Origin of the sequence: Moraxella sp. ZY200743, assembly GCF_050885545.1 — a bacterium.
In the GTDB taxonomy this organism is placed as follows: Bacteria; Pseudomonadota; Gammaproteobacteria; order Pseudomonadales; family Moraxellaceae; genus Moraxella; species Moraxella haemolytica.
On the sequence record NZ_CP091313.1, the window covers coordinates 493,556 to 517,824 of the forward strand.

General features: G+C 41.2%; 22 protein-coding genes. 16 read left to right on the forward strand and 6 right to left on the reverse strand.

The window, feature by feature from the left end; all coding sequences use genetic code 11:
- The first annotated feature begins 217 nt into the window (after positions 1-217).
- On the forward strand, positions 218-685 hold the full coding sequence (locus L3D27_RS02315; protein ID WP_284674067.1) for a hypothetical protein: 468 nt from the start codon (positions 218-220) through the stop codon (positions 683-685).
- Positions 686-873: 188 nt separating this feature from the next.
- Here L3D27_RS02315 and L3D27_RS02320 read toward each other — a convergent pair whose 3' ends face one another.
- On the reverse strand, positions 874-1,386 hold the full coding sequence (locus tag L3D27_RS02320) for a helix-turn-helix domain-containing protein (protein WP_432481434.1): 513 nt from the start codon (positions 1,384-1,386) through the stop codon (positions 874-876).
- Between the two features lie 62 nt (positions 1,387-1,448).
- On the opposite strand from L3D27_RS02320, the gene L3D27_RS02325 reads away from it, so the two are divergent.
- The 10 genes from L3D27_RS02325 to gdhA all read left to right on the forward strand — a co-directional run bounded on the left by L3D27_RS02325 (position 1,449) and on the right by gdhA (position 13,216).
- Positions 1,449-2,444, forward strand: a complete 996-nt coding sequence (locus L3D27_RS02325) for a TerC/Alx family metal homeostasis membrane protein (protein WP_432481435.1) — start codon at positions 1,449-1,451, stop codon at positions 2,442-2,444.
- Positions 2,445-2,482: 38 nt separating this feature from the next.
- Positions 2,483-3,058, forward strand: a complete 576-nt coding sequence (locus L3D27_RS02330) for a TerD family protein (protein WP_432481436.1) — start codon at positions 2,483-2,485, stop codon at positions 3,056-3,058.
- A gap of 81 nt (positions 3,059-3,139) precedes the next feature.
- Positions 3,140-3,817, forward strand: coding sequence for a hypothetical protein (locus tag L3D27_RS02335; protein WP_432481437.1), 678 nt, complete (start codon positions 3,140-3,142; stop codon positions 3,815-3,817).
- Positions 3,818-3,993: 176 nt separating this feature from the next.
- Positions 3,994-5,766: a gamma-glutamyltransferase gene (gene ggt, locus L3D27_RS02340; RefSeq protein WP_432481438.1), complete on the forward strand. Its 1,773-nt coding sequence runs from the start codon at positions 3,994-3,996 to the stop codon at positions 5,764-5,766.
- Positions 5,767-6,005: 239 nt separating this feature from the next.
- Positions 6,006-7,034 (forward strand): tRNA (adenosine(37)-N6)-threonylcarbamoyltransferase complex transferase subunit TsaD, encoded by a 1,029-nt coding sequence (tsaD, locus tag L3D27_RS02345; protein WP_373628102.1) that lies wholly within the window; start codon positions 6,006-6,008, stop codon positions 7,032-7,034.
- A 221-nt stretch (positions 7,035-7,255) separates the two neighbouring features.
- Positions 7,256-8,233: a DUF1852 domain-containing protein gene (locus tag L3D27_RS02350; RefSeq protein ID WP_373628103.1), complete on the forward strand. Its 978-nt coding sequence runs from the start codon at positions 7,256-7,258 to the stop codon at positions 8,231-8,233.
- A gap of 88 nt (positions 8,234-8,321) precedes the next feature.
- On the forward strand, positions 8,322-9,359 hold the full coding sequence (locus L3D27_RS02355) for a methionine synthase (protein WP_432481439.1): 1,038 nt from the start codon (positions 8,322-8,324) through the stop codon (positions 9,357-9,359).
- Between the two features lie 77 nt (positions 9,360-9,436).
- Positions 9,437-9,928: a flavin reductase family protein gene (locus tag L3D27_RS02360; protein WP_284674077.1), complete on the forward strand. Its 492-nt coding sequence runs from the start codon at positions 9,437-9,439 to the stop codon at positions 9,926-9,928.
- 248 nt (positions 9,929-10,176) lie between these two features.
- The gene (locus L3D27_RS02365) at positions 10,177-11,628 is read left to right on the forward strand and encodes a C13 family peptidase (RefSeq protein ID WP_284674078.1); all 1,452 of its coding nucleotides are present in this window, start codon (positions 10,177-10,179) and stop codon (positions 11,626-11,628) included.
- Between the two features lie 247 nt (positions 11,629-11,875).
- The gene (gene gdhA, locus L3D27_RS02370; protein WP_284674079.1) at positions 11,876-13,216 is read left to right on the forward strand and encodes an NADP-specific glutamate dehydrogenase; all 1,341 of its coding nucleotides are present in this window, start codon (positions 11,876-11,878) and stop codon (positions 13,214-13,216) included.
- Positions 13,217-13,495: 279 nt separating this feature from the next.
- Here gdhA and L3D27_RS02375 read toward each other — a convergent pair whose 3' ends face one another.
- The 4 genes from L3D27_RS02375 to L3D27_RS02390 form a co-directional block, all read right to left on the reverse strand.
- A complete protein-coding gene (locus L3D27_RS02375; RefSeq protein WP_284674080.1) occupies positions 13,496-14,338 on the reverse strand; it encodes a sulfite exporter TauE/SafE family protein in 843 nt (280 codons plus the stop codon).
- 19 nt (positions 14,339-14,357) lie between these two features.
- A complete protein-coding gene (gene ccoS / locus L3D27_RS02380) occupies positions 14,358-14,546 on the reverse strand; it encodes a cbb3-type cytochrome oxidase assembly protein CcoS (RefSeq protein WP_284674081.1) in 189 nt (62 codons plus the stop codon).
- 196 nt (positions 14,547-14,742) lie between these two features.
- Positions 14,743-16,203: a protein adenylyltransferase SelO family protein gene (locus tag L3D27_RS02385; protein ID WP_284674083.1), complete on the reverse strand. Its 1,461-nt coding sequence runs from the start codon at positions 16,201-16,203 to the stop codon at positions 14,743-14,745.
- A 95-nt stretch (positions 16,204-16,298) separates the two neighbouring features.
- Positions 16,299-17,480, reverse strand: a complete 1,182-nt coding sequence (locus L3D27_RS02390; protein ID WP_432481440.1) for an acyl-CoA desaturase — start codon at positions 17,478-17,480, stop codon at positions 16,299-16,301.
- Between the two features lie 355 nt (positions 17,481-17,835).
- Here L3D27_RS02390 and L3D27_RS02395 point away from each other — a divergent pair, with 355 nt between their 5' ends.
- The gene (locus L3D27_RS02395; protein WP_284674085.1) at positions 17,836-18,447 is read left to right on the forward strand and encodes a TetR/AcrR family transcriptional regulator; all 612 of its coding nucleotides are present in this window, start codon (positions 17,836-17,838) and stop codon (positions 18,445-18,447) included.
- 178 nt (positions 18,448-18,625) lie between these two features.
- On the opposite strand, the gene nhaA is transcribed toward L3D27_RS02395, so the two are convergent.
- Positions 18,626-19,849 (reverse strand): Na+/H+ antiporter NhaA, encoded by a 1,224-nt coding sequence (gene nhaA / locus L3D27_RS02400; protein ID WP_432481441.1) that lies wholly within the window; start codon positions 19,847-19,849, stop codon positions 18,626-18,628.
- Between the two features lie 124 nt (positions 19,850-19,973).
- Between nhaA and L3D27_RS02405 the strand changes: the two genes are divergently transcribed.
- The 4 genes from L3D27_RS02405 (at position 19,974) to L3D27_RS02420 (ending at position 24,187) form a co-directional block, all read left to right on the forward strand.
- On the forward strand, positions 19,974-20,114 hold the full coding sequence (locus L3D27_RS02405; protein WP_284674087.1) for a hypothetical protein: 141 nt from the start codon (positions 19,974-19,976) through the stop codon (positions 20,112-20,114).
- A 140-nt stretch (positions 20,115-20,254) separates the two neighbouring features.
- Positions 20,255-21,541, forward strand: coding sequence for a bifunctional phosphopantothenoylcysteine decarboxylase/phosphopantothenate--cysteine ligase CoaBC (coaBC, locus tag L3D27_RS02410; RefSeq protein WP_284674088.1), 1,287 nt, complete (start codon positions 20,255-20,257; stop codon positions 21,539-21,541).
- Positions 21,538-22,266, forward strand: coding sequence for a sulfite exporter TauE/SafE family protein (locus L3D27_RS02415; protein WP_432481442.1), 729 nt, complete (start codon positions 21,538-21,540; stop codon positions 22,264-22,266). The genes coaBC and L3D27_RS02415 overlap by 4 nt, the downstream gene beginning before the upstream one ends.
- Positions 22,267-22,477: 211 nt before the next feature.
- The gene (locus tag L3D27_RS02420) at positions 22,478-24,187 is read left to right on the forward strand and encodes an AMP-binding protein (RefSeq protein WP_432481443.1); all 1,710 of its coding nucleotides are present in this window, start codon (positions 22,478-22,480) and stop codon (positions 24,185-24,187) included.
- The last annotated feature ends 82 nt before the right edge of the window (positions 24,188-24,269 follow it).

Below are 24,269 nucleotides of genomic sequence, written 5' to 3' on the forward strand. Positions count from 1 at the left end.
TGCAAGTCTTAAGGGCTTGCATTTTTTATTGCATATTTGCACTCATGACTAACGATATGAAATTATTTATATGTCAAGTCAAAGTGTATAAAAGGGTTGAAAAAAACTAACTATTCAAGCAGAATGCTTTGTGATATAGTTTGGATACTGTATGATGACTTATGATAATCATCAAAGCATTTGGCAAACTGATTGGTAAATTTAAGGAAAAATAACGATGTTTTGGGAATTGATTGCAACTTTTTTGACAGGATTTATGGCGGCAGGCGTGGTGATGTCATTACGACTTATCATCAAAAAATTACCAAAGTGGATTGTGCCGGCAGCAGCAGGGCTTGGTATGATTGGTTTTCAGGTGTATAGCGAGTATGATTGGTTTGACCATACCAAAAACCGTCTCCCAGAGGGAGTGGTCGTGGTGGCGACGCATGAATCATCTGTATTTTATCAGCCTTGGTCGTATTTTATTGCACCAACCACTCGCTTTGTGGCTGTCGAAAAGATAGTAGGTGAGTCAGGTCTTGTTAGGCAAGCGAACTTATACTTTTTTGAAAGACGCATGTCGGCAGAGCATACGCCCATTTTGGTGGATTGTCAGAATAAACGCCAATCTGACTTCTCAAAAGTACCAAATTGGGGCATAACGCCAATGACTAATAATATCGTCATGGCAGTATGCAATTAAAGTGTTCTAAAGATTAATAGCAATAAAAACCTTGATTATATCATACCAGAAAATAGATAATTTTGTAGTAGTTCTCATTGTGTACACATCTTATAGATGATTTGAGTAATAAGTTTAAAACCAAAGTTAGTAAAATAAAAGTGAGTATTTAAATAAAAAAGTCCTGCCAGTGCAGGGCTTTTTTTGGTTTATGAATCAGATTTTGAATTTTTCTTTAACAAAGTAATAATTTCTTTTAGTGAATCAATCTCATTTTGTTTTTGTTCTAGTAGCACATCTTTATTTTGAAGTAATTCATCTTTATGTCTCAATAACATCTTTAGTTTTTCGTTGTCAGTGGCAATACTATCATTTGTTCCACAGTAAGCTGTATTATTATCTGAACTTTCGTTATTCATTAAAAAATAAATATTTTTATTGCTATTTTGCATCAGTTCAAGCACATCCAACTCAAAAATCTGTGCTATTTGTTCTAGTTTGGCTAATGTCAGCTTGGTCTCTCCGCGTTCAATCTTAGCGTAGCCATTAACAGACATGTGCAATTTATTTGCCATCTCCTCTTGAGACCACTGATTTATTTCACGCATGATTTTAATTTTTTGGGGAATGTTTTTCATATTGCCTACTTTTTGGGTAATTTTCACCACAAATGTGTTTTTTATAAATATTGCTTGTTGGTGGTTGAAGTTGCTTGTCATCATTATAATTTCATTATATTTTTTGTCGCTTTAATTGGCAAGTATTTTTTTAAGTAAGGATTTGTATGCAGGGTTTTGGTTTTCCAATTGAAACGATTGTAATATTTTTTGGTGTGATTGTCATTTCTGTTTATTTAGATTTATTTGCTCACAGAAACACTGCTGAAATTAGCATAAAAGATGCATCGCTTTGGTCTGTCTTTTGGATTGGTCTTGCGATGCTATTTTATAGTTATTTGTGGTGGCGATTTACACCTGAATTTGCCAATCTTTATCTGGCAGGATATGTTCTAGAAAAGAGTTTATCCATTGATAACCTAATGGTCTTTATGGCAATTTTTTCATCATTTGGTATTGCAGGCAAGTTGCAACATCGAATTTTGTATTGGGGAATTATCGGTGCTTTGGCTTTTAGGGCGATATTTGTAGCAATCGGTACAGGGCTTTTTGTTGCCAGTCCTTGGGTTGGTTTCTTGTTCTCTGCATTTGTCATTTGGAGTGGGTTTAAAATGCTACAAGGCAGCGATGATGATAGTAAAGAAATTGAAGATTATTCTAATCATTGGAGCGTGCGATTGATGGGTAAATTTACACCTATTTATAGCCGACTTTTTGGCGATAAATTTTTTGTCAAACATGGTGAGCTTAATGCTGAACAATTAGCTGTAACGACAAGAAAAGGTTTGCGTTATGCCACCCCTGCTTTTTTGTGCCTAATGGCGATTGAGACATCTGATGTGGCTTTTGCTTTTGACTCTGTACCTGCGGTTATTGCGATCACTCAAGAGCCATTATTGGTGTATGCGGCAATGATTTTTGCCATTTTGGGGCTTAGAAGTTTGTATTTTGTACTAGCTGCATTAACCAAATATTTGGTGTATTTAGAAAAGGCGGTGGTTGCGTTATTGTTTTTTATTGGCTTTAAAATGGGTTTGCAGTCGTGGAATCATGCCATTAGCGACACAGGCATTCATATTTCAGCAAATACAAGTTTAATAATAGTTTTATCTGTTCTAGCAAGCGGTGTGATTGCATCGTTTATTTTTCCTGAAAAACAATAACTGTTTTTCTTTTTCACTTGACACAATGGAGAATGATTATGTTAGTATCTTTATCAAGAGGCGGTAATGTCAGCTTGAGCAAAAGCGACCCTAGCTTAACCAAGCTTATTATTGGTTTGGGTTGGGATGTGCGTTCAACTGATGGTGTGGATTTTGACCTTGATGGCAGTGCTTTTTTGTTGGCTAGCAACGATAAAGTGCGTTCAGATAATGATTTTATTTTTTATAATAACTTAAAGTCAATTGATGGTAGCGTGGAGCATACAGGTGATAATCGTACTGGTGAGGGTGATGGTGATGATGAAAGTCTAATCATTAATTTAGATAAAGTGCCAGCAGGTATTGAAAAGATTGCCATTGCTGTAACCATTCATGATGCCGACATTAGAAGACAAAGTTTTGGTCAGGTTTCCAATGCATTTATTCGCTGTGTAAATGGGGTAAGTGACAGGGAAATCGCTCGTTTTGATTTAAATGAAGATGCTTCTACCGAAACCGCCATGATTTTTGGGGAAGTGTACCGCCATAATGGCGAGTGGAAATTCCGTGCTATCGGCCAAGGTTTTTCAGGTGGTTTAGGAGCTTTGGTACGCAATTATGGTATTAATATCTAATAAATAGCTATTGACAATAAAGAGCGGTTAATTATTCGCTCTTTATTTTTTAGGGTTGGTTCTTATGATTAGGAGTGCATAATGGCAATTGATGTAACCAAAAAACCAAAAATTTCACTGAGTAAAATTGTGCTAGAAAAATCTGGCGATGCAGCAAGAGTAGACTTATCCAAAAATAATGACAGTGCTATCGTTATTAATTTAAACTGGTCTCAAAGCAAAAAACCTAATGGATTGCTAGCTGGTTTATTCCAAAAACATCAAGAGATCGATTTAGATTTGGGTTGTTATTATCAATTAAAAAATGGTCAATCAGGTGTCATTGATGGCGTGCAATTTTCTCACAATCGTGGCGGAGCAAGAAACCAACAAACCGCACAAGGTTGTTATACACAATCACCTTGGGTATGGCATTGTGGAGATGATAGAGTTGGTAGTAGTGCGACTGGCGAAAGTATTCTGGTTAACCCACAGGGTATTTTAGATATTAGACAGCTAATCGTTTATTGTTTTATTTATGATGGGGTTGCCAAGTGGAATGAGTCTGATGCCATTGTAACAATAAAAATACCCAATCAACCTGATGTTGTGGTTGAAATGGGCAGACAGACTGATGGCAGAAAATTTTGTGCGATTGCTATGATTGATTTTTCTGGTAATCATATGACAGTACGCAAGCAAATTACCTTTCATCGTGGACATGAAGACTGTGACGATTATTATAAATGGGGCTTTAACTGGGGAGCTGGTTCTAAATAGTCTATTGATGTTTAAAAACCGCCTTAGTGCGGTTTTTTGTCATCTTTGAGTCTTTGTTTTATTAGAGTCATCACATTTAGCTTGGCAACTTTATCAAAATAATCATATACAAAAATATGATGCCTTGTTAAAATACAGTTAAATTCTAGAAACAAAATTTTATTAAGGAATATCCAATGAAGGCTGCTTTATCTTTGATGATGGTATTTGTTTTGTCAGGTTGTGTGGCAACACCCACCACGCAAACCAAAACTGCCAAACCTACAACTAACATCAGTGAACGAAAAAAACAAGACATTGCCCCAGAAATTGGCTATGGTTTAACTGACCAAAAACTGACGCACGCCAAACATTTTATGGTAGCTACCGCTAATCCTATTGCCACGCAAGCAGGCTATGATATTTTATTAAAGGGTGGTACAGCCATTGATGCTATGATCGCTGTACAGAGCACGCTTGGCCTTGTTGAGCCGCAATCATCAGGACTTGGCGGTGGGGCATTTGTTGTCTATTGGGATAATAAAACGAAGCAGTTAACAACTTTTGATGGGCGGGAAACTGCCCCACAAGCGGTTGATGGTGAGTTATTTATGAAGGATGGTAAGCCTATGGGCTTTATGGATGCAGTCGTTGGCGGTCGCTCGGTTGGTGTGCCTGCTATCCCCATGCTTATGGAAACCTTGCACAAAAAATATGGTAAATTAGCATGGCAAAGCCTATTTGATACACCCATTGGTTTAAGCAAAAATGGTTTTTATGTCTCAAAACGCATGGCAGACTCTATTAAAAGTAATCAAAAAACCTTAGCAAATTATAAATCAACTGCTGATTACTTTTTGCCAAATGGCAAACCTTTGCAAGAGGGTGATTTGCTAAAAAATAATGAATACGCAAATACCTTAAAAATGCTTGCTGCAGAAGGTTCACGCCCATTTTATCAAGGTCGGTATGCCCAAAACATCGTAGGTGTCGTCCAAAATAACAACGGTGCATTAAGTATGGCGGATTTTCATGATTATAAAGTCATACAAAAAGAGCCTGTCTGTGCCAATTACCGCAGCTATCAAGTGTGTGGTATGGACGCACCAAGCTCTGGGGGTATTGCGGTTGGGCAGATTGTCGGTGTGCTCAATCAATTTTCAAAAGAGCAATTACCAAAAGATGACCCAAACACGCTAAGAATCTTGGGTGATGCGTCAAGGCTTGCATTTGCTGACCGTGAAAAATATGTAGCTGACCCCGAATTTGTCAATGTGCCAAGCCAATTTTTGATGTCAGACCATTATCTAAAAAACCGTGCCAAACTTATCAAAAACAGCAATACTGCCCTTGATATGGTTCAAGCAGGCAATGTGCCCAATTTACAAAGCAAGTATGCTGCTGCCCCAAGTCTAGAATTACCGTCTACAAGCCATATTAGCATCGTGGATAAATATGGCAATGTATTATCCATGACCACATCAATCGAAAATGCGTTTGGTTCAGGGCTTATGGCGAATGGTTATTTATTAAATAACGAATTGACTGATTTTTCTTTTGAGCCAACCAAGAGCGGTAAATATGTCGCCAATCGTGTTGAAGGTGGTAAGCGTCCACGCTCATCAATGGCACCTACTATTGTGATGCTAGATGGTAAGCCGTATATGGCAGTTGGTTCGCCAGGCGGTAGTCGTATTATTGGCTATGTCGCCAAAACACTGGTGGCACATATTGATTGGGGTATGGATATTCAACAAGCGATTAATTACCCAAATGTTTTAAACCGCTTTGGTAATTATGAGCTTGAACAAAACAGTGATGCAATAGACTTTAATGATAAGCTCATTGAGTTTGGCTTTAAAACTGATATTCGGGATTTGAATTCAGGCGTTCAAGGTATTGTGATTACGAATGCAGGTCTATCGGGCGGTGCTGACCCACGCCGAGAGGGTAAGGTTATGGGGCGTTGATACTATTTTGCGATCATTTTAAATTCTAATAATCATAACAGCATAAGAGGTAGCTCAAGTAATCCGATAAATGATGCAGGTCTTTGAACGCATGTTTAGCTATCTTTTTTGGATTTTTTAAAGATGTTTAAGACCTTAGGCTATTTTGGTCTATTACTTAAGTTATGCCATATTACAAACTGTATCATAAAAATCATGTTATAATAAAGTGCTAAATGATTTGAAAAACTTGAGAAATTATGAAAGTATTGGGGCTTGAGACATCTTGTGATGAGACAGGGCTTGCGATTTATGATAGCCAAATGAATGATGGAAAGGGCGGTGTACTCGCTCAAGTGCTGCATAGCCAGATTGAACTGCATGCTACTTATGGTGGCGTTGTGCCTGAGCTTGCTAGCCGAGACCATATTCGTAAACTTGTACCGCTTTTTCATGATTTGTTGGAGCAGGCGAATATCTCAAAGCACAAGATTAGTGCTATCGCCTATACCAAAGGTCCAGGATTGATTGGTGCTTTGATGACAGGAGCGTTGTTTGGGCGGACGCTTGCTTATGGGCTTGGCGTGCCCGCCATTGGTGTGCATCACATGGAAGGACATCTGTTAGCACCTTTGTTGGGTGATGATGTGGCATTTCCTTTTGTCTGTTTGTTGGTTTCAGGTGGGCATACCATGCTTGTGCGAGCAGATGGGGTGGGTCAATATGAAGTTTTGGGTGAATCTATTGACGATGCAGCAGGCGAGTGCTTTGATAAAGCAGCAAAGATGCTAAATCTGCCTTATCCGGGCGGTCCAAATATCGCACAACTGGCGGTCGGTGGGGATAAGAATGCCTATGAGCTACCACGCCCCATGTTGGGCAAAGGACTTGATTTTTCATTCAGTGGCATGAAAACTGCTATTCATAATGTCATCAAAGACACGCCAAATGCCGATAAGGACCCTGTGGTTCGTGCCAATATTGCAGCAAGTTTTGAGTTTGCAGTTGTTGATACACTGGTTAAAAAATGTATTAAGGCATTAAAGCAGACAGGACTAAAACGCCTTGTTATTGCAGGTGGTGTGTCCGCCAACAGTGAACTTCGATTAAATCTAGAAAAACAGCTCGCCAAAATTCATGCCACCGTGCATTATGCACCAAAAGAGCTATGTACGGATAATGGAGCGATGATTGCTTATGCAGGATACTGCCGTTTACAGATGGGGCAGAGTGATGGACTATCGGTTTCGTGTGTGCCCAGATGGGATATGCAAAGTTTGGCAGTCTAGTTGCCGTTTTGTTTGTTGGTTATTTGTGAGCCATGTGTCGGATTTTTGGTAAATTGAAGAAGCGTAAAGTAAAAATAGTTGGGCTTGTGAGGTAACTTGAATTATTTTCAATTATTTTTAAAAATATATCATTTTTATTCAGCTAAGTTTTGTGGTTTAATATACATGTCTTTTAAGCAGTTGTGAAAAACAGCTGACAACCACTAAACATAGGTGATGACATGACAACACAATTTAAATGCCAAGTTCATACCCTTGAATTTGATGAAAATTATGAACCAGCCAGTAGTACTCGCTTAACCACTAACTTTGCCAACTTGGCTCGAGGCGAGAACCGCAAGCAAAACTTACAAAATGCCATTAACATGATTGACAATCGTTTTAATGATTTGGCAAATTGGGACAATCCTAATGGCGACCGCTACTCAGTAAAGCTAGACATTGTGTCTATTGATATTGATGTGGCAGGTAAGGGCGAGTTCTTCTCAGGTCTTGAATGGCTAAAAACTTCAGTGATTGACCATAAGACTGGCAAAACCATCGATGGCATCATCGGTAATAGCTTCTCATCTTTTGTGCGTGATTATGATTTTAGCGTGTTGCTTCGTGAATATAACGAAGGCAAGAGTGAGTTTAGCGTACCAGCAGGTTATGGCGATTTGCATGGCAAATTGTTCAAACTCATGGTAAACTCGCCAGAATACCAAGCTCAATTCAAAAAACCACCCGTCTTGTGCTTAAGCGTGGCAACCACCAGAACTTACCACAGAACAACCAACGCTCACCCAATTTTAGGTGTGGAATATGTGCAAAATGACTATTCATTGACTGATGAATACTTTGCCAAGATGGGCTTAAAGGTTCGCTACTTCATGCCGCCTAATTCGGTTGCACCGTATGCGTTTTATTTTGATGAAAATGCTGATTTGCTCAATGATTATACCAACCTTGAACTAATCAGTACGATTGCCACAATGGAAGCTTTCCAAAAAATCTATCGCCCAGAGATTTATAATGCTAACTCGGTGGCAGGGCAGGTGTATAAAGGTAGCTTGACTTATCAAGACTACTCACTGACCCAAGTTGAATATGACCGTGTGGAGCGTACCGAGCTTGCCATCAAGCAGGGTAAGCTTGCAGAAGAGCAGTTCATCAAGCCCTATAAAGAGATTTTAGATGCTTGGTTAAATGAAAAATAATTAACTTTGGTTCAAATCAGCTGATAGAATCATCGGCTGATTTGGCTTTTTTGTATCACATGAGATTTTAGGCTTTTAGGAAAACACAATGAGCAAACTTTTACTCCCTACTTCTACTGCCGGCAGTTTACCAAAACCTGCTTGGCTTGCCGAACCTGAAAAACTATGGTCGGAATGGAAATTCTCAGGCGATGAATTGCGACAAGCCAAGCAAGATGCCTTGTTGGTGTCACTTGCTGAGCAAGCCGCTGCTGGTATTGATATTGTGAGCGATGGTGAGCAGACTCGCCAGCATTTTGTAACGACATTCATCGAACATCTAGACGGTGTGGATTTTAATAAACGAGAGACTGTTCGTATCCGCAATCGTTATGATGCTAGCGTGCCTAGCGTGGTAGGGGCGGTATCACGCCCTAAATCGGTATTTGTGGAAGATGCCAAGTTCTTGCGTGCACATACCGATAAACTCATCAAATGGGCGTTACCTGGTCCGATGACGATGATTGATACGCTGTATGATGGGCATTATAAGAGTCGTGAAAAGTTGGCGTGGGAATTTGCCAAAATCCTAAACGATGAAGCAAAAGAACTAGAAGCAGCAGGCGTGGATATTATCCAGTTTGATGAACCTGCTTTTAATGTGTTTTTTGACGAACTTAGTGATTGGGGTGTGGCAGCTTTAGAGCGAGCAGTAGAGGGTCTAAACTGTCAAACAGCGGTACATATTTGCTATGGCTATGGCATCAAGGCAAATACCGATTGGAAGCAGACGCTAGGCAATGAGTGGCGGCAATACGAAGAGAGCTTCCCGTTACTACAAAAATCAAGCATTGATATCATTTCATTGGAATGTCAAAATTCTAAAGTGCCAATGGACTTGATTGAACTGGTGCGTGGTAAAAAAGTCATGGTGGGGGCGATTGATGTGGCAACCAATACCGTTGAAACACCAGAGCAGGTGGCGGATACTTTGCGTAAAGCTCTACAATTTGTGGATGCAGATAAGCTATATCCTTCTACCAACTGCGGTATGGCTCCTTTGTCTCGCACGGTGGCACGAGGTAAGCTCAACGCCCTTAGTCAAGGAGCACAGATTATCCGTACCGAATTGACAGCGAATCGCTAGGCGTATTTGTACATAAGGTGTGCATGTCGCACCTCATGTTTACTTTGATAAACACTGATTAGATTTTAAGAATTAACATGGTATCTGTAACAGATTTTAAAGATGCGATGGCAAAGCTAGCCACTGCCGTGCATGTCGTAACCACTGATGGCGAACATGGTCGCTACGGCTTTACTGCATCGGCAGTAGCAAGCGTTACCGACTCACCACCCACGCTTCTTGTGTGTATGAATACAAGCATTCGCTTTTATGAGGACTTTGTCAAAAATGGCGTACTGATGGTCAATACGCTAACTGCCAAGCAGTCGCATTTATCCAACGCCTTTGCATCTTCGTTGAGTGCAGAAGAGAGATTTGCTACTGCCAGTTGGACGACTTTGGCAACAGGTTCGCCACTTTTGGAAGAAGCTCTCATTGGTTTTGATTGTAAGATTCGTGAAATTAAGGAAGTAGGCACGCACGGCATCTTGATTTGTGAAATTGTGGCAATCAAGCATGGCGATAGTAATGAGGCGTTAACTTACTATGAGCGTGGATACCATCAAGTTGCCCCACAGACGGCATTATAGATTGATGTATTTATTGATGAAATTGCACAAAAGGGCGAATCTGTTCGCTCTTTTTTATGCCTGCTTTTTTATTGGCAATCAACTTATGTTTACTGCAATCACTCAGTATGGGTTGTTATCTTGTTGAGCTGATTTAAGGTGTTGATAAATTTATCTTGCTTAGATGATGCTATTTTGAGAAAATAGGCTGTTTGGTAGATGTATCGTTAATCATCAATCCACCCACTAACCTTAAAAAAGAGTTCGCCTTGCCGTTATCTGAATCATCTTTAAAATTTGAATCCTTACCAGGGTTCTTTGCCAGTCTATATTCTAATATCTTAGCTGCATTAAAAATGCTGGTTGGTAGTACTCGTGCATTTTCGCTGGTTAAGCCAACTTTTGGGCAGTTTATATTATTCTTATTGACAGCTTCAGGGTCAAACATTTTGTTTGGCTACTTGTCGGCACATGAAAGTGGCTATTTTAATGAACAAGGACTCATCAGTTATCTGATTTGGCCAGTCATTATCTTGGTGGCAGGCATCATTTTGGCAAAACGCACGATGAACTATTCGTTATTGTTTGTGCCTGTGATTTTGTGGCTGACTGCTGATACGATGCTTGTGTTATCACAAAGTGCCATCCAATTTTTGGATATTAAGGGTCTGTTGCCATCATCTTTATATGGTATTTTGCCTAATTTATTCATGTTGCTGTTTGTATGGCAGACGGCATCGTTGTTGTGGATTTTTGCCAAAAAGCTACATTGGCAGTGGTGGGAGCGACTGTTGATGATTGCTGGTGCGGTAGCATTACTGATTGTCTGGCAAAAAAACACCGCCGACCAACCGATTTTTAAGGTTAAGGAAGTTGTACCAACGCTAAGTGAGCAGCAGTTCTATGAGCAGTCAGCACTGCTGGAGCAAAAGCTATCTGCCATCGCCAAGGGGGTTAAGGGTAAGAGTGAGTGGTATTTTGTGGGGGTGGCAGGTTATGCAGAACAAAATGTCTTTGCCAAAGAAATTGAACAAGCACATCAGCTGTTTGAAGCTCGTTTTGGGGTAAAAGATCGTGCACTCATGCTGATTAACAACTTGTACACTTGGGATACTCATCCCATCGCCAGTCGCACAAGTTTGGCTCAGTCGCTAAAGAATATCGGCACAAAGATGAATCCTAATGAAGATGTGCTATTTTTGACATTAAGTTCACATGGGGCGGTTGATGAATCAGGTAGTATATTGGGGGATTTGGTGATGACTAACCCTCCTTTGACGCTTGACTCCATTGATCCTGTGTGGCTTCGTGGAGCACTTGATGCATCAGGTATTCGCTGGCGTGTTATTGTGGTGTCATCGTGCTATTCAGGGTCGTTCATTCAGGCTTTATCAAGTCCGACTACCGCCATCATTACCGCCAGCCGACCTGATCGTGCATCTTTTGGTTGTAGCAATGACGCTGACATGACTTATTTTGGTCGAGCATTTTTTGCAGAGAGTATGCGTGAACAAACGACGTTAACTGGAGCATTCTCTCAGGCTCGTCGCCGTATTGGCGAGCGAGAAGCACTCATGGGATTTGAGCCATCTGAACCGCAAATGGTGATGGGAGCGATGATGCAAATCGCTTTACCTGAGCTTGAAAAAACATTGTTTGATCGCACCAATAGCCTAAGTGTAAAGTTGCCTAAGTTTGATCACCTAGAGATTGTTAAATAAAAAAATCCTGCCTAATGGCAGGGTTTTTTATGGATTAACTCTTTGGAATGATTAAAGTATATATTTGATAAAACTAATTGATGAGTTGATATATATCATAAATTCAGATATATGTATAAAAAATTGTGAATAATGTTTGCATTTTATTTAATTTTTGATTATATTATCCTTGCTAATAAAGGCATTAACAGAAATTATGAATTTCTATTAATAAAATATTTTTTATTGTCAACATAGGAAGATTGCCATGACTATTCAAGCTACTATCGCTAAAATTGAGCAAAACTACGCTCATCAGCCAGAATTTATCCAAGCTGTTAAAGAAGTTGCCATGACTATCGAGAAGGTCTATGGCGATAACCCAAAATACGAAGCCTTGCAGGTATTTGAACGCCTATGTGAGCCTGATCGTATCATCTCATTCCGTGTAAACTGGGAAAACGATAAGGGTGAGATTCAAGTAAACCGTGGCTGGCGTGTACAGTTTAGCAATGCCATCGGTCCTTATAAAGGCGGTATCCGTTTCCACCCGACCGTAACCGAAGGCACTCTAAAATTCTTAGGTTTTGAGCAAATTTTCAAAAATGCCCTAACTGGTTTGCCAATGGGTGGTGCTAAGGGTGGTTCAGACTTTGACCCTAAAGGCAAGAGCGAGGCTGAGATCCGCCGTTTTTGCTACGCATTCATGCGTGAGCTTCATAAAAATGTCGGCAAAGATATGGATGTGCCTGCAGGCGATATCGGTGTGGGCGGTCGTGAAGTGAACTATATGTTTGCGATGTACAAAAACCTAACTCGTGAGTTTGAGGGGGTGCTAACTGGTAAAGGCGTAGGTCATGGTGGTTCGCTCATTCGTACTGAGGCGACAGGTTATGGACTTGTTTACTTCCTTGATAATATGCTAAAAGTCAACAACGATAGCCTAGAAGGCAAAACCGTCCTAGTATCAGGTGCGGGTAATGTGGCACAGTACGCTGCCGAAAAATGCCTACACTTGGGTGGTAAAGTCATCACTTTCTCTGACTCAAAAGGCACGCTCGTTGATAAAGATGGCTTCACCCAAGAGAAGATTGACTGGGTTAAAGCTCACAAAGAAAATGGCAAAGCTTTGGCTGACTATGTATCAGAGTTTGGTGGCGAGTGGTTAGAAGGTCAAAAGCCTTGGCAGTTTGATGCTGAAGTGGCTCTGCCTTGTGCCACCCAAAACGAAGTTAATGCTGACAATGCCAAAGCCCTTGTGAAGCATGGCGTCAAATATGTTGGCGAAGGTGCAAATATGCCACTGACAGCCGAAGCGATTGATATTGTGCGTGACAATGGCATCGCTTATGCTCCTGGTAAAGCTGCCAATGCTGGCGGTGTGGCGGTATCTGGTCTTGAGATGAGCCAAAACTCAGTGCGTAAGTACAAGTCTTTTGAGGATTTGGATTTGGAACTTCAAAAAATCATGAAAAATATTCATGAAAGTGCCAAGGCTGCTGCTGAAGAGTACGGCACAACCGAAGGTGCGATTGACTATATGACAGGTGCTAATGTGGCAGGCTTTACCCAAGTTGCCAATGCACTTGTGGCTTACGGTTATCTATAATCGCTCTTTTGTTAATGAATAAATACTATTAACAAGTTTTACTAAAATAAACACCCCAAAAGCCAGATGCCTTTGGGGTGTTTTTTATGACAACATATAATCATCTGTTATAAGGCATGATTTATGACGGATTATCTGTGAAGAATTATAATCTTGGTGGCATGATTGAATCAAACTAAAGCAAAAGATGGCTTTACCAAGAGCTCACCCCAACCAAAAGGCATCAGAAGTTGGGGTGATTGGTTGATTTAATTCTTGGGCAATGATGATTTATGATATTTAATGTGTGTGATGCGAGCTGTGATTTTGATGTTGGGTATGGCTGTGATTGTCTTGCGTGTGATGGTGTTCAGTAAAGCTATGCTCGGTGTGATGATTGTGAATATGATGTTGGTGGTTGCCAACGAAATGACCATGCCCAGTGTGGTCGTGTCCGTGCATCATGTGCATGATGGTGGGCGATAAAGCAACCAAAATCCCTGATATTAGCATTAATGCACCACTGAACTTGCGTAGGTTGAATTTTTTTACCGTTTTTTGCAAAAAGGCAAGTATGCTATCAGTAGCGATAAGCATCGGCAGTGAACCTAAGCCAAAAAATAGCATGAATGTCGCACCAACCAAAGCATGGGTATGTAGGCTTGATATGCTGACCGCCATAACCAATGCACCATACACTAAACCACAAGGCAAAAACCCCCACAATATTCCTGCTAAAAATGCCTTAGAAGGACTATCAATGGGCAAGACCTTTTGACGCACTGGAGCAAGTTTGTTCCATAGTCCTAGACCTAATTTTTCAAGGCGGTTTAAAGCAGGTAAGCCAAGCATGAGCAGGGCAGCAAAGATGAGAGCCGCTCCAAGCAAAATTCGTGGCATGGCGTTATTTGTTAAAAATGGTGCAATGAGCTGGCTACCTATAAGCGTTGCCAACACGCCCAATGCCATATAACTGGTCAGTCTGCCAAGATGATAAGTGGCAACCAAAAGTCTTCTTTTGGCGGGTGAAAGATGTCGCATTGAGATGCCAAATGCAGTAACAATACCACCACACATACCCAAGCAATGTGGCGAACCAAAAAAGCCCATAGCAAGGGCTGCCAGTAATAAAGAAGCTGTCATGAACCACCTTCAGGATATGTTAATTTACATGGTTGTTTGGATTGTTGGCTAGGGATTTTCGGCGTGCTTGCCTGTCATCTAAGATAATCTGTTCTGGTGCGTTGTCTAGGTCTTCAAACTGATTGGATTTCACAGCGTACCAAATCGCCCAAATCGCCACAATGAACAAGATAAGACTTAAAGGAATGAGCAAGTAGATACTAGGCATAATAATCCTTGTTATAAATTGATGACAAACTGCCAATCATCATGATATGGCTTTATTATAACATACTATGGCAGGTATTACCAATAAAGAGCTTGCTTATGAGTGATTTTTTACTGGGCGACCACAATGGCACATGGCAGATGGTGCAGGCTTTTAATGGTTTTGGTTGCATTGCCATGATTGTTGATTGCATTTATCAAGACATACAGCTGATGGGTAGCATATCGTGCTGTTGTGTGGGCAGTGTATCACTGGGTTTGGCAATATCTTGCACCGTAAATGGTGTCTTTAGTAGCTGAAATAACCGCCCAATCTCGCCAAAATCCCCTGCTAGCACGGCATCTATTGCGTCTTGTGCCATACTATTTCTAAGTATGTACACAGGATTGGTTTGTTTCATAAGACAGGTGGCATCTGTTTTATTTGTGGTGTGTTCGATGAGCTGTATGTATCTTGTCGTCCAATCCATCCATGAAGTTTGACCATCTTGAGCGTCTATCTCTGCTGTGAGTGTGTCTAATAGTGCTTGCTCGTGTGGCGATGGCATATTATCCACTAGGGCAATGAGTGCCCGAAAACTGTTGGTATAATCAAGTTCATAAGTTTTTAAGAGACTTACAAATTCATAGGCAAGATTGACGCTGTCTTGGCGATGAGGCAGTCCTAATTTTTTGCATATCCCTTCATTATAAGTATGATAAAAAGTCTCTTGGTAACTATCCAGGCTTGCCATCATGGTTTCTTGTTTTATTGACAGCAAGGCAAAGCAAGATAGCCATTTTTGTAAATTCCAATGCCCAATGGTTGGTTGGTTTTGATAGGTATAGCGACCATGATGGTCGGAGTGGTTATTGATCCAAGTTGGGTTAAACCGCTCCATCATGCCAAAAGGACCAAAGTCTAGTGTTGAGCCTGTAATGTTTAGGTTGTCTGTGTTCATCACACCATGACTAAAGCCGATAAGCTGCCAATGGGCGATGAGCTTGGCGGTATTTTGACAAACCTGTTTTAAAAATTCATCAAGGTCATTTTTGGGTAAATGTGGATAATAAGTTGCAAGCATCTCGTAGGTAAATTCGCTAAATAGCTTAGGCTGGTATGCTGCAATCCATTCAAAATGCCCAAAACGCACATGGCAATCATTGACTCGTAGCAGGCTTGCGGCTTTGACCATCTGTATGCGAGCAATCAGCGTGTCTGAGACAACAAAACCTAAAGCGTTTGAACTTTTGATGCCTAGGCTAGATAGGGCATGACCGCCTAGATACTCACGCACGGTACTATCGACCATCGCTCGCCCATCACCAAAGCGAGAAAAAGGCGTGCGTCCTGAACCCTTTAAGTGCAGGTCGGTGAGTTTGCCATCTTTATTAATAACTTGAGTGAGTAATAGACCTCGTCCATCGCCAAGCTGTCCTGCCCATTGTCCAAACTGATGTCCTGCATAAACCATCGCCAATGGACAAAACTCATCAGCAAAAGCATTATTATCTCCACCAATGATGCCTTGCCAATCAAGTGCGTCAAAGGGAATATCAAAAATACGCTCATACAAGTCATGATTAAAATGCACCAGTAAGGGATTTTCTAGCGGTAGGGCGGCTTGCCTGTGGTATAAGATGGGGTCTAGAGTGAGATAATGATGATGGTATTTCATGGGTATGCTCGTTAATTTAGCCCATTGTATCACAAACAGCCATAAAAAACCCTTTGTCATTGAACAAAGGGTAAGGAGAAAAACGATGTTGGTACTTATTGGACCGATTTACCTTTTAACTGCAAGTAAGCATTCTCAATGCGTTCACTGTGTGCCAAGATTTTGGCTTCTACTTGAGCAAATTGTTCCTTTAATTTCTCATCGGCTTCATGCAGACGATTGACAAATTCGGTACGCTTAAGTTCAACAGATTTTGCTTTTAGAGCGTGCCATTCTTCTACCGTTTGGGTGAACGCATCATATTCGGCACTGATGCGTTCTTTAAAGGCAAGCAGGCGATCATCTAGACTCTTTTCGTTGCTTTTTTCAATGCGAGCTTGGGCACGCTTGAACTGCATGATGACTTCGGCGTGCTTGATGGTTACATCATCAACTCGTTTTAGGTCTTTGGCAAGTCCGACTTTGTGTAGCATGCTGATGAACCATTTGGTTGGGTCGTATTGCCACCATTTTACGCCATTGCGATAGTCATATTGAAAGTAATGATGGTAGTTATGATAACCTTCACCCCAAGTAAAGATGGCAAGAATTGGGTTGTCTCGTGCGGTGTTTTCATCAGTATATGGTCTGCTGCCAAACATATGGCACAGCGAGTTGATAAAAAAGGTGAAGTGATGAGTTAGCACCATACGAAGCAGACCTGCAATTAAAAAAGTGCCAAGCATATCGCCCGTCAATATACCTGCCAAACCAACCACCACGATATTGGTTAAGATTACCCAGATGCCATAATATTTATGCTGAAGTTGTAGTAGTTTATCTTTTTTAAGGTCGGGAATATTTTTGTAGTCGTATTGACCGCTTGGATATTTACGAAGCATCCAATTCATATGGCTAAACCAAAAACCACGCTGTGATGAGTATGGGTCATCATACTCATCGTCAACATGACGATGATGAGTTCTGTGTCCAGAACACCAGTCAAAGGCTGAACTCTGTACAGCTAAGGTTGCCCCAAGCAACAAGAAGTATTTGATGATGGGGTGTGCCTCATAGGATTTGTGTGCCCATAGGCGATGATAACCTGCTGTAATGGATAGCCCTGTCCACGCCATAAAGAAAGCAAAAGCTGTCCAAACGGCAGGATTGACACCATGTGTCCACAGATACCAAGGCACAAGTACGATGGCAAGCAGCGGGGTTGATAGCAAGATAATGGCTGGCACCCAGTTGATGGGGGCGTTCTCAAAGGCTTGCGGATTTCTTTCGACGCTCATATCGGGGTCCTGTTGGTTAAAATAGACTGGAATGATGGTTAGTAATATTATTATATTGTAGCCTAATTTTTTAAAAAAGTGAACATTTATTCACATTAAATTAACTGAACTTTGTAAATGTTATTATTGATTTTATCAATCATATCGTAAATTTTGATTGGCGGTGGCTTTTGAGAGTTTTTCGATGAATTTTTAAGAAGTTTTTGGTGAAATTGGTGTTTTTTGTGGTGTGAGTTTGTTATAATTTTTTGTTAGCTTGCTTGCTAGACAACAGACGCTTTTGGGCATTGTAGAGATTGTATTTACTAACTGGTTGATGCAGGCAGCTACTTGGTTTAATTTTGTAAGGACTGATATGTCAAATCGCAAGGAATTATTTGAAATTAGGGAAACTAAAATCCTGCAAGCTGCTGAGCAACTCATCTTAGAATCAGGCGAAGGCGATTTGACATTAGATAGCTTAGCGTGGCATTTGGATTTGGCAAAAGGCACACTGTACAAGCATTTTGCCAGTAAAGATGAACTGTTACTTAGGATTCTCATTGACCATGAAAAACGGCTATTCGCCATGAATCAGACCCAAGATGGGGCGGCAGCAGGCGTTGCTCGCATGGTATTACAACAACTACGACTGCCACAACGAGCGATGCTGTTTAACCATATTGAAGAGCGTCTGGCGGGTACATCGTCAGGGCTTAATAAGATATTTGCCGAGCTATATCGTATCCGCCGTGAACGCATGAAAAGACTGCTTGAAATCGCTGAACAGTATCTAAAGGAACAAAAAAGTGCGATGACGGTGCGAGATTATGTGGCGAGCATTTGGGCGGTCGGTCAAGGCGGTGCAGGATTGCTCAATTCAAGTTTTTATCAGCGGTATTTGGGTAGTAGGGAGACTTTAAAATATGCTCTTGTGCAACAACTGCTTGATTTACCAAAACTGTATCCACTTGATCGTGCTGATTGATGAGTCTGACGCTTGTCATCATGCTTGCTTTGGCAGGCTTTGTTTTTGATATTTTGACAAAAATGGCGTCAGCATGATTGTTGATGCTGACGCCAGTCATGGGTTGTTTGTGTTTATTTATAAGGATGGTTTTTGACACGCTAAAAGTCGGTAAGTCTAGATTGATATTGCTTCATCATCAAGATTGCTCACTGGTTCCTAGATACATACCGTCATTTTTAGCAAGGATTGGGTGATCGGTATCTTTAATATTGGCTCTTAACATCATGTAGCCTGCAACACCAGAGATGAGCGAACCTAAGATGATGCCTAATCGTGGGTCGTAATCTTCAGGAATGCCACCAAAGGCAAGACCCGATATGAATAGCGACATGGTAAAGCCGATACCGCACAGCAGTGATACCCCATATATCTGTTTAAGATTTGTCCCTTTGGGTAGTTGTACTAAGCCTAATTTTACCACCAAGAGTACAGGTAGCATAACGCCAATTTGCTTGCCGACAAATAGACCTAGTGCAATACCTAACGGCACACCATGAATAAGACTATCTAAATTCGTACCGGCAAGAGAAATACCTGCATTGGCAAAAGCAAATAGTGGTAAGATACCAAAGGCAACGGTGTTGTGCAAGTCGTGCTCTAGCTCTTCTAATGGCGAGTGTTCTGGGTCTTTTTTATTGCGAAGTGGGATAAAGAGTGCCAACAACACCCCTGCCAATGTTGCGTGTACGCCTGATTTTAACATTGCAGCCCACAACACCGCACCGATCAGTAGATAGGGCGTTAAACGCACAACATTAAGGCGGTTTAAGATGAATAAAAACGGCAGACAAACAGCCGCAATACCTAGCGAAACCAAGGACAGCTCGGAGGTGTAAAATAGTGCGATGATAATGATTGCCCCCAAGTCATCAAAAATGGCGATGGATACCAAAAATACTTTTAGGGCGTTGGGTACTCGGTTACCAAGTAGGCTTAATACGCCGATAGCAAAGGCAATGTCGGTGGCAGTTGGAATCGCCCAGCCTTGCATGGCAATGGCATTACCGTGATTTAGTCCTGTATAAACTAAGGCGGGAGCTATCATACCACCTACTGCACATAAGGCAGGCAGGATAATCTGCTTGACATCAGACAGCTCGCCAATGAGGGATTCTCGCTTTAGCTCTAGCCCCACCAAAAAGAAAAAGACTGCCATTAGTCCATCGTTAATCCAATGATGGGCATCTTTATTGATGCTAAATTCGCCAATCTGAACCACAACGGGGGCATGAATAAAGCTGTTATAAAAGTCATACAAGGGTGAGTTAGCGACAATCATTGCCAAGATAGCAGCGACCGCCAACACAATGCCTCCAGCGGCTTCTAATTCAAAAAATGCTTTAATTCGGTTCATTGGCATAAGTATTATTCTCTTGACTAAAAAATAAACAATCTTAGAAATATATCATAAAAACTGATGGGGCTAAAGGTCTTTTATGATATTTTGCGTAAAAAATTATAAAAAATATCATTTTATGCTTTTGATGAGTAGACTAGAATTTGATGGCGTCTATGGCAAAATCACGGCGAGCGATATTGAGCATTTGCCAACTGATTGCGTTATTAACTTGGCAATAAAAACCGTCAGCTTGTTGGTTGGGCTACTAAAATTACAACTGGTCTGATGACCTGATATTTTATTGGTATTAAAAAATAGGACAGGCTAGATAAAACATTAATCATACTAGGTAGGGCAAAAGCGTTCCACACCCACGCCTAATCTGTGCTAAAATATGCACTATTTTTAACCTTTACATCTCTTATAATGAATCACGCCTTCCAGACCAAAAATATACTCCTTGCCATCACAGGTGGTGTCGCCGCTTATAAATCTGCTGCTCTTGCTCGCTTGCTCATGAAGGCGGGGTGCAATGTGCGTGTCATGATGACTGATGCGGCGTGCCAGTTCATCACGCCTTTAACTTTGCAGGCATTGACGGGTCAAGAGGTGCATACTCAGCTACTTGATGAGCAAGCAGAGCGAGGCATGGGGCATATTGAGCTTGCCAAGTGGGCAGATGTGGTGGTGATTGCCCCTGCTACAGCCAATATGATTGGTAAACTGGCTGGTGGCTTAGCAGATGATTTGGTGGGTACGGTGTGCTTAGCAACTACCGCACCAATTTTGATTGCCCCTGCGATGAATCAGGCGATGTATGGACAAAAAGTCGTCCAAGAAAATCTGCATAAATTACAAAAATTTGGTCATATAATCCTAAATCCTGACAGTGGCGAGCAGGCGTGTGGCGATGTGGGAGCTGGCAGATTGCCCGAACCTGAAGATTTGTGCGAGCGAATTTTGGGTTATTTGCGTCGTTGTTCGATACCCCAAAATTTGACAGGCAAGACCGTTGTTATCACCGCAGGGGCGACAGTAGAATCCATTGACCCTGTGCGTTACCTATCCAACCATTCTACAGGAAAAATGGGCTATGCCATCGCTCGTGCCTGTCTGGATATGGGTGCAAAGGTTATTATTATTGCAGGTAAATCGGTTCATCTGCCCACGCCAATAGGTGCGGATAAAATCACCATCACAACGGCAGATGAGCTGTTGGTTGCTTGTCAAAGTGTGATGCGTGATGATGGCGATACCATCTTTATCGCCACCGCTGCCGTTGCTGATTATAAAGTCAAAACTGTCGCTACCCAAAAAATCAAAAAAAATGCTGATAATGACGCTCTGGTCTTAGAGCTTGTCAAAAATCCTGATGTGCTTGCCACTATTGCCAAAGAATTCCCCCGTGCTTTTATGGTTGGGTTTGCTGCTGAGACTCAAGATACCGAAAATTATGCCAAATCCAAGCTTGTCAGTAAAAACTTGGACATGATAGCGGTAAACGATGTGTCAGATACTTCCATTGGCTTTGGTGCAGATGATAATGCCATGACGGTGTTTTTTGCTCAAGCCTACGCCAAAGACAAAAGACTACTTGCTAAGGCAAGCAAAGATGATATCGCAGCTCAGCTTGTTTTGATGATTGGTGAAACAATGCTGTTAAAACAAGCCCAATTTAATCAACAAAGCCAAGCTAAGAGCATGATAGTATGAAAACCTTGACGCTGGAGGTGTGGTTGATCGCCTTATTTTTGGTGGCGTCATTATTGCATGGTATTGCAGGCATGGGTTTTCCGCTCATTACTATTGGTGCATTAAGCTCGCCTTATGGTTTGGCAGAAGCGATTATCATTGTGCTGATACCAACAGCGGTGTTAAACCTAATTGCATGGCTGTTTGGCAATGGTAGTATTTGGCATAACTTTAGCCATTACCTTAGAAAATACTGGATGTTGATTGTTGTTTCGGTGATTGGTAGTGCTTTGGGTGTGTATCTGCTACTTGTTATGAACTCAGCATATCTGATGTTGACTTTGGCCGTTGCGGTGCTGTGGTACGCCATCATGAGTCTTTTGGGTAAAAAAATCGTTCTGCCTAATAACCTAGTATCATTGATGATAATTGGTCTGGTTGCAGGTGTGATTGGTGGGGCGACCAACGCCACGTCATCGGTGTTATTGATGTACTTATTATCCATCAGTGATGATAAATTTACCATCATCAAGCTAGGCAATCTATGCTATTTTGTTAATAAACTAGTACAAGCCATCATTTTAAAAGATGCCATCATGAGCGTGCCAAGCCAAACTTGGGTTGTGATTGCTTTCTTAACGGTGTTGTCTGTGGTAGGGATTGTGCTTGGTGGACGGCTTGGCAGTTGTTTACCCAAAGAAAAATTTCGCTTATTGACTTTGGTGATTTTGTTGCTACTTGCATAAAAGTTGGTTATCAAGCGGTGCAAATGCTATGGTTATCTTAGTGGCGGATTATTTTGGTGTGGGTCTTTCACAAAACATAAAAATTGATTGGCAAATCCAAAAAAATGGTGTATTTTATTAGAAAATTTTAATCGCAATATTTGGCGTTATGTAATATTGTGCCGATAGGTCGAATGAGATCGGCTGCTTCATGTAAAAAAAGGAATAGATTATGACGACATCTAACTTCGCACTCCCAAAAGATCGCTTGTGGTATAAGACCTACGAACAGTATGGCGTTGATTATGATTTTGAGATACCAGAACATATTAATTCGTTGGCGGATAGTTTTGAGGAGTATATCGCCACTCATAGAGAGAATAATGTGCTAACTTTCATGGATAAGTCCATGACCTATAGCGAGTTAGATGTAGCAAGTTTAAAGATTGCAGCGTATTTGCAGTCGCTAGGGCTACAAAATGGCGATAAAGTAGCGGTCATGATGCCCAATGTGCCACAATATCTCATCACGATGTTTGGTATTATTCGTGCAGGTTATACACTAGTCAATGTCAATCCGTTATACACTAGCCATGAGCTTGAGCATCAGCTCAATGATAGCGATACCAAAGTATTATTCATCTTGGAAAACTTCGCCAAAACTTTTGCTGATGTCAAAAACAAGGGGCAGGTAAAGCATGTCGTGGTCGCCAGTATTGGCGATATGTTGGGTCTAAAAGGCTTGGTGGTAAATCTGGTCGTCAAACACATCAAAAAAATGGTACCAAGCTATCAGTTGGATAATGCCGTCAGCTTTAAAGAGGCGTTAAACAAAGTTCCGCACAGTAATTATAAACGCCCACAATTAGAACTTGATGATGTGGCAGTGTTGCAATACACAGGTGGTACAACTGGTGTGGCCAAAGGTGCGATGCTGACCCATCGTAATATTATTGCCAATGTTAGACAAGCAAGCAACTTCGTGCAAACGGCATTTCCTAATGGCGTAACAAAAGGCGAATATGTAACGATTGCTCTACCACTTTATCACATATTCTGCTTCATGGTGAGCCTGTTGGCGATGCGTATCGGTTTTTCGTTATTGTTGATTCCAAATGCTCGTGATTTTAACGACTTAACCAAACAGCACAGCAAGTATCGCCCGGCTTTCTTTATGGGCGTTAATACGCTATTTAATGCACTGACGAACCATGAAGGCTTTAAGAATATTGACCACAGCAACTTAAAGTTTAGTCTTGCAGGGGGTATGTCTGTCTTACCTAGTACTGCCAAAGCGTGGGAAGATATGACAGGTTGTTATATCACCGAAGGTTATGGACTATCAGAGACTTCGCCTGTACTGACTGTTACGCCACCACCGGCAGGCTATTCCGGCAGAATCGGTGTTCCTTTGCCACACACAGATATCCGCTTGCTTAATGATGCGGGCAACGAAGTGCCATTTGGTGAGCCGGGTGAAATCTGTGCCAAAGGTCCACAGGTCATGAAAGGCTACTATAAGCGAGATGATGAAACCGCCAAAGTGATGACTGATGATGGATTTTTCCGCACAGGCGATATTGGCATTATTGATGAAGAGGGGTATATCAAGATTGTTGACCGCAAAAAAGATATGGTCTTGGTGTCTGGCTTCAATGTCTATCCAAACGAAGTTGAAGCGGCAATCTCCGCTCATCCAAAAGTGCTAGAATGTGGGGTTATTGGTGTGTCGGATGAGTATAGCGGTGAAATGGTGAAAGCCTATATTGTTAAAAAAGACGAAACTTTAACTGAGCAGGAAATCAAACAATGGGCAAAAGAACAGCTAACAGGCTATAAACGCCCAAAAATCATTGAGTTCATCAATGAATTGCCAAAATCAAATGTCGGTAAGATTTTGCGTAAGGATTTGCGTAAGCTTGAAGAACAAAATAAACAATAAGTTGCCATTGGCGATGTAGTTTTAAAGAAAAAGACCTAAGTGGGTCTTTTTCTTTGGATAATGTTTTGTATTATTGGGCGGA